The sequence below is a fragment of the Rhodococcus sp. (in: high G+C Gram-positive bacteria) genome (assembly GCF_049286785.1).
Lineage (GTDB): Bacteria > Actinomycetota > Actinomycetes > Mycobacteriales > Mycobacteriaceae > Rhodococcus_F.
In genome coordinates this window covers 41616-50149 of the sequence record NZ_JBAQEO010000890.1, presented here as the reverse complement: position 1 = coordinate 50149, position 8534 = coordinate 41616, and the positions used below count along the sequence as shown (strand labels likewise).

Genomic DNA, 8534 nt, shown 5'->3' with positions numbered 1-8534 from the left:
ACCCCAGCTTGGCCGCGATCTTCTGGCGGTCCTGTTCCGGAACCGCAGCGGCATCGACGATGCCGAGCGGGTTGCCATGGCGTCCTTTGTCGTCGGTGAAGACCCGGACGACGTCTACATGGATAGGCATTGACGCACCCTACCGCTCGCCGAAGAGCGAAGAACCCCGCGTGCGGTAATCCGTACGCGGGGTTCTTCTGCTGGAGTGGTGGGTCAGACGGTCGCGGGAGCGAGAGTCTCGCTGGCCTCGACGGCCTGGGCGACGCCCGCCACGATCGACGCGGCGCGGATCGCCTCGAAGATCACCTCACGGTCGACACCTTCCTCCCGGAGGGTGTTCTCGTGAGCCTCGAGGCAGTGGTTGCAGCCGTTGACGGCGGAGACCGCCAGCGACCACAGCTCGAAGTCGGCCTTCTCGACACCCGGGTTGCCGATGATGTTCATCCGCAGTCCGGCACGCAGGTCGTCGTACCTACCGCCGAGGTAACCCTTGGTGCGGTAGAAGACGTTGTTCATGCCCATGACCGATGCGGCACCCAGAGCTGCGTTGTAGGCCTCGGCCGACAGCGTGTCGGCAGCCTCTTCCGCGATCTGCCCGAGGGTGGTCGCCGACTTGGATGCGGCAGCGGTGGCGAGGAGGGTGCCCCACAGCTGCTGCTCGTTCAGAACGGTGCTGCGCGCAATGGAACTCAGGTTGAGCTTGAGGTCCTTGGCGTACTCGGGAAGCGAGTTCTTGAGGTTGTCGACACTCATGCGAGGGCGGCCTTCACCAGGGCACCCGCATCGATGGTCGGGTCGTTCTTCTTCCAGTTGCAGGCGCACAGCTCGTCGGACTGCAGTGCATCGAGGACGCGGAGGACCTCGTCGACGTTGCGGCCCACGGAACCGGCGGTCACGGAGACGAACTGGATTTCGTTGTTGGGGTCGACGATGAAGGTGGCGCGATCCGCGACACCGTCGGCGTTGAGAACACCGGCTGCCGTGACGAGCTCACGCTTGAGGTCCGAGAGCATCGGGAACGGAAGGGTCTTCAGGTCCTCGTGCTGTGCACGCCACTGGAAGTGCACGAACTCGTTGTCGACGGAAGCGCCGAGCACCTGTGCGTCACGATCGGCGAACTCGTCGTTCAGCTTTCCGAATGCAGCGATCTCGGTGGGGCACACGAAGGTGAAGTCCTTCGGCCAGAAGAAGACGACGCGCCACTTGCCGGCGTGATCGTCGCTGGTGACCGTGGTGAAGTAGTCGTCGGGCTGCTGGGCGTCGACCTTGGTGAGGTCGCCACCGATGACGGCCTTCAGGTTGTACGCGGGAAACTGGTCGCCGATGGTGAGCAGAGCCATATTCGTCGTCCTCCTACTTGTCGGGGAAACACGCGGCGCAGCACAACCATGACCGGGGTGATGGTTGTGGTCCGCGTGACCGGAACCGCGGGTCGCATGGGAACGACCGGCGCTTTTCTGGTGTGATTCCATTTTGCACGAAAGTAGTCGAAAGGTAAAGGTGATAGATCGCACTAGACTGATAGGTATGGCTGATCAGAGTTATCACCCCACACTGTCGCAGCTGCGTGTGTTCGTCGCGGTGGCCGAATGTCGCCATTTCGGCACCGCCGCAGCACGTCTGAGTGTGAGCCAACCCACACTTTCGCAGTCGCTGGCGGCTCTGGAAGCGGGACTCGGTGTGCAGCTCATCGAGCGCAGCACCCGCCGTGTTCTCGTCACCGCCGCCGGTGAGCGACTCCTCGGTCAGGCGAAGGCAACCCTCGAGGCGGCGGACAGTTTCGTGGCCACCGCCGCCGGTGTCGGGGACCGGCTGACCGGGCCTCTGCGCATCGGACTCATCCCGACCGTCGCACCCTACGTCTTGCCTGCCGTCCTGCCCGCGTTGCGGGAGCAGATACCTTCGTTGAAACCCCAGGTGATCGAGGATCAGACCGTCCGGCTCCTCGAGGCGTTGCGGACGGGATCACTCGACGTCGCGGTGATGGCGCTCCCCAGCGGAGGTGCGGGACTCGTCGATATGCCCCTCTACCATGAGGATTTCGTGATGGTCGTGCCGGACGGGCACGCACTCGCGGGCCGTACCGACATCTCGCCGCGTGCACTCGACGGCCTTCCGCTCCTACTCCTCGACGAAGGACACTGCCTGCGCGATCAGACACTCGATCTCTGCCGCTCGGCGAACGTCCATCCGGCGGCGGGAGACACCCGTGCCACGTCACTGTCGACTGTGGTGCAATGTGTCGCCGGTGGGCTGGGCGTCACCCTGGTGCCGGAGTCTGCTGTACGGGTCGAGACCGGGAAAGGGCAACTGGCGACCGCTCGGTTCGCGGTCCCGGCGCCGGGACGGACGATCGGCCTCGTCTTCCGTTCCTCGAGTGCACGGGCAGATGCCTATCGCCAACTGGCAGATTTGGTGAAGTCCGTGGCGCCGGGAGAACCTCGGTAGGTTATTTGCGCTTCTTCCGGGCCTGACCCGGACGGCCCTTCGCGGCACCACCCGTCGACCGGACACTCTTGCCGTTCGAGGTCGCGGCTCTGCGTTCACGTTTGAGTCTGGCCTTGTCCGCCGCCTTGAGCGACTTGGCCGGCGCCGATGCCCCCCGGGAACTGTTCGTCGTGCGTCCCCGCACGATGCCGATGAATTCCTCCACCAGGTCGGTGGTTTCGCCCCGGGGCCAGGAGAGCGCGATCACCGACTCCGGTGCATCGGTCACCGTTCGATAGGTCAGGTCCTTGCGATGGTGGAGCCGGGCGAGTGACTGCGGGACGACGAGAAGACCCACACCAGCTGCCACCCACTCGATCCCATCCGCTGTCGTTTCCGGGCGCTCCTCGGCCGGCTTTCCGGGCCGGCGCTCCCATTCGAGCGCGTCGTCGAGGGGATGCAGCATGGTCTCGTCGGCCAGATCGTCGGTGGTCAGCTCCTGCACGGCGGTCGCGACGTGGTCGTTCGGGACCACGACCACCGGTGTCTCCGCATACAACGTAATGGCATCGAGCCCGGTGCGGTCGATCGGCAGCCGGACGAGGGCCATGTCCACGGCGCCCTCGCGCAGGGCGTCGGCGGCGCCCTGCGGTGTTGTCGCGACGAGCGACAGAGCGACATCGGGCAGCCTGTCGTTCCAGATCCGGACCCACTTGGTGGGTGTCACCCCCGGTACGTACGCAAGCCGGAACGAGCGTGGTGCCTCCGCGTCTGTCACTCCGTCAGGCTACTCGGTAGGGGAGCGGGCCCACCGCAACCCTGCGCCGTATCCTGAGGGAATGACGTCGCACAAAACCACCCAGACGATGAAGCCCGCAACCGCGGCGAAGAAGCTGGGTGTGTATCTCGAGGCCACCCCTACGGAGTTCCAGGATGGTGTCGTCTCACGCGACGAACTGGCCGAACTGCAGTCCGACCCACCCCAGTGGCTGCAGGATCTGCGCCGGGACGGTCCGCATCCGCGATCGGTGGTCGCGGCCAAGCTCGGCGTATCCATCGCCGGCCTCGCACGCGGCGGAGTCACCGAAGCGCTCACCACCGAGCAGATCGATGCCCTGATGTCCGATCGGCCCGAATGGCTTCAGCAGGAGCGGGCCACCCAGGCCGAGGTTCGCCAGGAGGCGATCCGAATCAAGGAGAAGACCGCGGCACGGCGAAACCAGCCGCGCCGGTCCCGTTCCTGACCTTCTAACCCGGCACGACGGCGAGAGCGTCGAACACCACCTCACCCGCGGCATCCGACTCGGGGAGGTCGACGACAGCCGTCAACGCCCACCCCTGATCACCCTCGGGGTCCTCCAGAACCTGCCGCACCCGCCAGAACTCGGATTCGACTTCCACCTGGAAGAGTAGCGGTCCACGGGCGGAGGGCCCCGTTCCCAGGGTGTCGTACTCGTCGAAGTACGGCACAAGCTGTTCTTCCCATTCGTCGGCATCGATGCCGTCACCCAGTTCGGCGAGTTCCGCCCACCGTCTCCGAGACGCGAGTTCGATGCGCCGGAACATGGCGTTGCGCACCATCACCCGGAAAGCCCGCGTGTTCGCGGAGATCGGCCGCACGATGTCGGCTCCGAAGGCCACCTGCTGGTCGTCCGACTCGGCTCCCGGATCGGTGAGGGACTCCCATTCGTCGAGCAGGCTCGAGTCGACCTGGCGGATGAGCTCACCCAGCCACTCGATGAGATCATCGAGTTCCTCTGTCCGCGATTCCGTCGGAACCGTCTGACGTAATGCCCGATACGCGTCCGCAAGGTACCTGAGAACCAGGCCTTCCGACCGGGCCAGACCGTAGTGGCTGATCAACTCGGCAAACGTCATCGCCCGTTCCACCATGTCGCGCACCACCGACTTCGGCGACAACGCGAACTCGGTGATCCATGGGTGCCCGCCGCGGTACATCTCGAATGCCGGGAACAGAAGTTCGCCGAGCGGCTTGGGCCAGGTGACCTCCTCGAGCAGTTCCATCCGCTCGTCGTACTCGATGCCGTCAGCTTTCATCTGTGCCACGGCCTCGCCGCGCGCCGAGTGTTGCTGCGCCATGAGAACCTGCCGCGGATCGTCGAGCGTGGACTCGATCACCGAGACGACGTCGAGTGCGTAGGATTCGGATTCCTTGTCCAAGAGCTCCAGTGCGGCGAGGGCGAACGGCGAGAGCGGCTGGTTGAGAGCGAAATCGCGTTGCAGTTCCATCGTGAGCCTGGCCATCCTGCCGTCGGCGTCAGGCTCGTCGAGTCGCTGGACCACGCCCGCATCGATCAGCCCGCGATACAACGACAACGCCTTGAGAATGTGCCCCCGCTGAGCGGGCCGCGACTCGTGGTTGTCCTCGAGAAGGTGCCGCATCGACTGGAAACAGTTGCCGGGCCGTGCAATCACGTTGAGCAGCATGGAGTTCGACACGGAGAACCGCGACGTGAGGGGTTCGGGCGAGGCGGCGACCAGGCGGTCGAATGTTGCCTCGCTCCAGGACACAAATCCGTCCGGCGCCTTCTTGCGTTGCACCTTGCGGCGCTTCTTCGGATCGTCGCCCGCTTTCGCGAGGGCACGGAGATTCTCGACCTCATGCTCGGGGGCCTGCACGACGACGGTGCCGAGCGTGTCGTATCCGGCGCGGCCGGCGCGGCCCGCGATCTGGTGAAATTCGCGCGCCCGAAGATGGCGGGTCCGGGTGCCGTCGAATTTGGTCAATCCGGTGAGGAGAACCGTGCGGATCGGAACGTTGATGCCCACGCCGAGCGTGTCCGTTCCGCAGATCACCTTCAGCAGCCCGTCCTGGGCCAGTTTCTCGATCAGCCGGCGATATTTCGGCAGCATCCCGGCGTGGTGGACTCCGATTCCGTGCCGGACCAGCCGCGAGAGCGTCTTCCCGAACCCGGTGGTGAAGCGAAACCCGCCCAGTGCTTCGGCGATGGCGTCCTTCTCCGCACGGGAACAGAAGTTCACACTGGTCAGTGCCTGTGCACGCTCGAGTGCAGAGGCCTGCGTGAAGTGCACCACGTAGACGGGGGCCTGATTGGTGGTTGCGAGTTCTTCGATGGTTTCGCTCACCGGTGTGGTTGCGTACGAATACATGAGTGGCACGGGGCGCTCGGTCCCGGCCACCACTGTGGTGGGACGGCCCGTCCGCCGTGTGAGGTCGGTGCGGAAGAAATCCACCTCGCCGAGCGTCGCCGACATCAGCAGGAACTGGGCGTGGGGAAGTTCGATGAGCGGAACCTGCCACGCCCAGCCGCGGTCGGGTTCGGAGTAGAAGTGGAACTCGTCCATCACCACCTGACCGATGTCGGAATCCGGTCCTTCGCGCAGCGCCAGGTTCGCCACGATCTCCGCGGTGGCGCAGATGATCGGTGCCCTGGAATTGACTGCGGCGTCACCGGTCATCATCCCGACGTTCTCCGCGCCGAACACCTCGCACAGTGCGAAGAACTTCTCACTGACGAGAGCTTTGATGGGAGCGGTGTAGAAGGTGCGTTTCCCGGTGGCCATGGCATAGAAGTGGGCACCGACCGCCACCATCGACTTTCCGGACCCGGTGGGGGTCGCCAGAATGACGTTGTTACCGGAGACGAGCTCCATGACGGATTCTTCCTGGGCGGGATAGAGCGTCAGACCTCGCTCATCGGTCCACGAGACGAAGGCGTCGAAAACGGAATCGGAATCCGCGTTCTCGGGGAGCAGGTCGGAAAGGAGCACTGCTACAGGCTAGCGGGAAGCCGGTTCGTCGCCGTCCGGCGAACACGACGCATGCCCTACGTCGCGCTCCGCTCGTCGGAGCCCATCGCGTCGAGCACCGCCATCCTGGTGGACGCGCTGCCGGTGATGGTGTCCTCGCCGACACCTGCGGTGAGTAGTTGACGCCACTTGTTCTCGTCGAACACCAGCGGATGTGTGTCGGCGAGAAAACCCTCGAGAGTGCGCAGGAACCGCAGAGGATCGTCGCGGAAGGGAAAGTGACCGGCACCATGGAAAACTTCGAGATGCGAGTGGGGCATCGCCGCGTGGGCCAGATGGGCGTGGCTGACCGGTATGACGGCATCCTGATCACCCCAGATGATCTGAACGGGAAGGTCTTCGGTCAGATAACAGCGATCGAGCATCGTGACCACCTGCCCGCGCCAGTCCACGACGGCCCGCAAGGTACGCAGGTACGCCGCGTACGCGGTGGGGTCGGGTAGTTCTTCCAGGACCCGCACCAGATCCGGCGTGTCGTGCAGGATGGCGCCCGGTCGTAGAGGCGTTCCGTTCAGCTGGCTGAGCACATTGCCCAGCAACCGGACGGTGGGCATCGCCCCGGGAAGGCGCAGGATCTTCAGTGCCTCGTTGAACACCGGAACCGACGCCAGTCGCAGGAGGGGATGCACATCCTTGGTGACGCCACCGGACGAAACCAGAACGAGCCGATCCACCATGTGCGGGAACTGATAGGCGAACTGCATCGCGACACCGCCGCCGAGGGAGTGTCCGACGACGGTGACATGGTCGATACCGAGCGTGGAGAGCAGATCCCGCATCCCGTTGGCGTAGGCGGCCACGGAGTAGTCGGCGCGGGGCTTGTCGGACCGTCCGTGACCGAGGAGATCCGGTGCGATCACGGTGTACTTCTGCGCGAGGTGAGGAATGATCTCGGTCCAGGTGGACGAGTTGTCACCGATCCCGTGCAGGAGGAGCACTGCAGGACCGTCACCCGCCATGCGGAACGCGCGGCGGTACCCATGAATCGTACGGAAGATGATCCGCGTTTCGGCATCCGGAACGGGCCTGAGCTTGCGTACGCGAGTACCGCTCATGTCGCCTCCTTACTTGGGTGCGTCCACCGGATGTCGAAGCAGCGATCACTTGCTCGGAACGACGCTATTGCACCGGGGCCTCACCAACAACCGCAGCGGGCGCAGCAGGCACAGGGCTGCGCCAGGCATGCGGTCAGGCGTCGTCCCTCGTGCCGTCCGCACCCGTCTGGTCGCCGTTACCGTCCTGCCGGGATTGTTCGGCGAGGAAGCGCTCGAATTCGGCGCCGAGTTCGTCGCCGCTCGGAATGTTCTCCTCGCCGGCGAGGAGGGTGGACTGCTGTTCCTGTGCCGTCACGTAGGCGTCGTACTGCCGTTCCAGTGCATGAACGACGGTCTGCACCTCTTCGCTTCCGGCGATGTGCTCGTCCACCTGTTCGCGTACGCGCGCCGCGGCCTCGCCGAGCGCGGCCAGGGGCAGATTCAGATCGGTGACCTCACTCACGTTCTCGAGCAACGTCTCCGCGGCGCCCGGGTAATCGGTCTGGGCGAGGTAGTGCGGAACGTGAACGGAGAAGCCGATCGATTCGTGTCCGTGCTGGGCCATCCGCAGTTCGATCAGCGAGGACGCGCTGCCGGGCACCTGAAGTTCTCCGGTCCACCGCTGGTGATCCTTGATCAGCTCCTTGTTGGTGGAGTGCGCTGTGACGCCGAGAGGACGGGTGTGGGGAATCGCCATCGGGATGGCATTGATCCCCACCACCCGACGTACGCCCAGTTGCTCCGCGAGCAGCCGGACGGCGGTGGTGAACCGTTCCCACCGCAGGTCCGGCTCCATGCCCGCCAGCAACAGGAACGGTGTGCCGGCGGTATCCTCGAGCGCATAGAGATTGAGCTCGGGCTGGTCGTAGTCCGAGAAATGGTCGGACTTGAACGTCATGGTGGGACGCCTCGATCGATAGTCGATGAGGTCGTCGACCGCGAAGGACGCCACCAGTTCCGACTCGAGGCTCTCCCGGAGATGTTTGGTGGCCAGCTTGACGGCGTGACCTGCGTCGGAGAAGCCCTCGAGACCGTGTATCAGTACGGGCCCCTGACCGTCCGCGGAAGACAGTTGCGGTGCCGGAAACTCCAGTTCGTACATCTTCGACTGCTCGTCCATTACAGACCTCTTCTCCTTTGTGCCTGGTCTCCAGTGTCCACTATCGGGGTCCGGCGTCGATACGCCGCACAGTCGAGTGGGAGGACATCCCTGTGTCAACGACCCGGAGGCGCCTGATATTTCCGCGTCCGGTGGGGTTTGTTCGTCGTCGACAGCGATCA

General features: G+C 64.7%; 8 protein-coding genes and 1 pseudogene. 2 read left to right on the top strand and 7 right to left on the bottom strand.

What is annotated here, in order from left to right; genetic code table 11:
• From WAW17_RS31805 to WAW17_RS31795, 3 genes and pseudogenes are all read right to left on the bottom strand, one after another.
• Positions 1–130, bottom strand: a pseudogene (locus WAW17_RS31805) (PhzF family phenazine biosynthesis protein); the annotation flags it as partial.
• 83 nt (positions 131–213) lie between these two features.
• Positions 214–753 carry a carboxymuconolactone decarboxylase family protein gene (locus WAW17_RS31800; protein WP_422336810.1) on the bottom strand — a complete coding sequence of 180 codons (540 nt, stop codon included), beginning with the start codon at positions 751–753 and terminating at the stop codon, positions 214–216.
• Positions 750–1340, bottom strand: coding sequence for a peroxiredoxin (locus WAW17_RS31795; RefSeq protein ID WP_422336809.1), 591 nt, complete (start codon positions 1338–1340; stop codon positions 750–752). The genes WAW17_RS31800 and WAW17_RS31795 overlap by 4 nt, the downstream gene beginning before the upstream one ends.
• 187 nt (positions 1341–1527) lie before the next feature.
• On the opposite strand from WAW17_RS31795, the gene WAW17_RS31790 reads away from it, so the two are divergent.
• Positions 1528–2448, top strand: coding sequence for a hydrogen peroxide-inducible genes activator (locus WAW17_RS31790; protein WP_422336808.1), 921 nt, complete (start codon positions 1528–1530; stop codon positions 2446–2448).
• Position 2449: 1 nt separating this feature from the next.
• On the opposite strand, the gene WAW17_RS31785 is transcribed toward WAW17_RS31790, so the two are convergent.
• A complete protein-coding gene (locus WAW17_RS31785) occupies positions 2450–3205 on the bottom strand; it encodes a LysR family substrate-binding domain-containing protein (RefSeq protein ID WP_422336807.1) in 756 nt (251 codons plus the stop codon).
• A 61-nt stretch (positions 3206–3266) separates the two neighbouring features.
• Here WAW17_RS31785 and WAW17_RS31780 point away from each other — a divergent pair, with 61 nt between their 5' ends.
• On the top strand, positions 3267–3671 hold the full coding sequence (locus tag WAW17_RS31780) for a DUF5997 family protein (protein WP_422336806.1): 405 nt from the start codon (positions 3267–3269) through the stop codon (positions 3669–3671).
• A gap of 4 nt (positions 3672–3675) precedes the next feature.
• Here WAW17_RS31780 and WAW17_RS31775 read toward each other — a convergent pair whose 3' ends face one another.
• The 3 genes from WAW17_RS31775 to WAW17_RS31765 form a co-directional block, all read right to left on the bottom strand.
• A complete protein-coding gene (locus tag WAW17_RS31775) occupies positions 3676–6180 on the bottom strand; it encodes a DEAD/DEAH box helicase (RefSeq protein ID WP_422336805.1) in 2505 nt (834 codons plus the stop codon).
• A gap of 56 nt (positions 6181–6236) precedes the next feature.
• A complete protein-coding gene (locus tag WAW17_RS31770) occupies positions 6237–7274 on the bottom strand; it encodes an alpha/beta fold hydrolase (protein ID WP_422336804.1) in 1038 nt (345 codons plus the stop codon).
• Positions 7275–7407: 133 nt separating this feature from the next.
• Complete coding sequence (locus WAW17_RS31765; protein WP_422336803.1) at positions 7408–8373, bottom strand: proteasome assembly chaperone family protein; 966 nt, start codon at positions 8371–8373, stop codon at positions 7408–7410.
• Between the last annotated feature and the right edge of the window lie 161 nt (positions 8374–8534).

What these genes read in the sequence shown, in the direction of transcription:
- WAW17_RS31800 (WP_422336810.1), bottom strand. Translation starts at nt 753, where the DNA reads ATGAGTGTCGACAACCTCAAGAACTCGCTTCCCGAGTACGCCAAGGAC.
- WAW17_RS31795 (WP_422336809.1), bottom strand. Translation starts at nt 1,340, where the DNA reads ATGGCTCTGCTCACCATCGGCGACCAGTTTCCCGCGTACAACCTGAAG.
- WAW17_RS31790 (WP_422336808.1), top strand. Translation starts at nt 1,528, where the DNA reads ATGGCTGATCAGAGTTATCACCCCACACTGTCGCAGCTGCGTGTGTTC.
- WAW17_RS31780 (WP_422336806.1), top strand. Translation starts at nt 3,267, where the DNA reads ATGACGTCGCACAAAACCACCCAGACGATGAAGCCCGCAACCGCGGCG.
- WAW17_RS31770 (WP_422336804.1), bottom strand. Translation starts at nt 7,274, where the DNA reads ATGAGCGGTACTCGCGTACGCAAGCTCAGGCCCGTTCCGGATGCCGAA.
- WAW17_RS31765 (WP_422336803.1), bottom strand. Translation starts at nt 8,373, where the DNA reads ATGGACGAGCAGTCGAAGATGTACGAACTGGAGTTTCCGGCACCGCAA.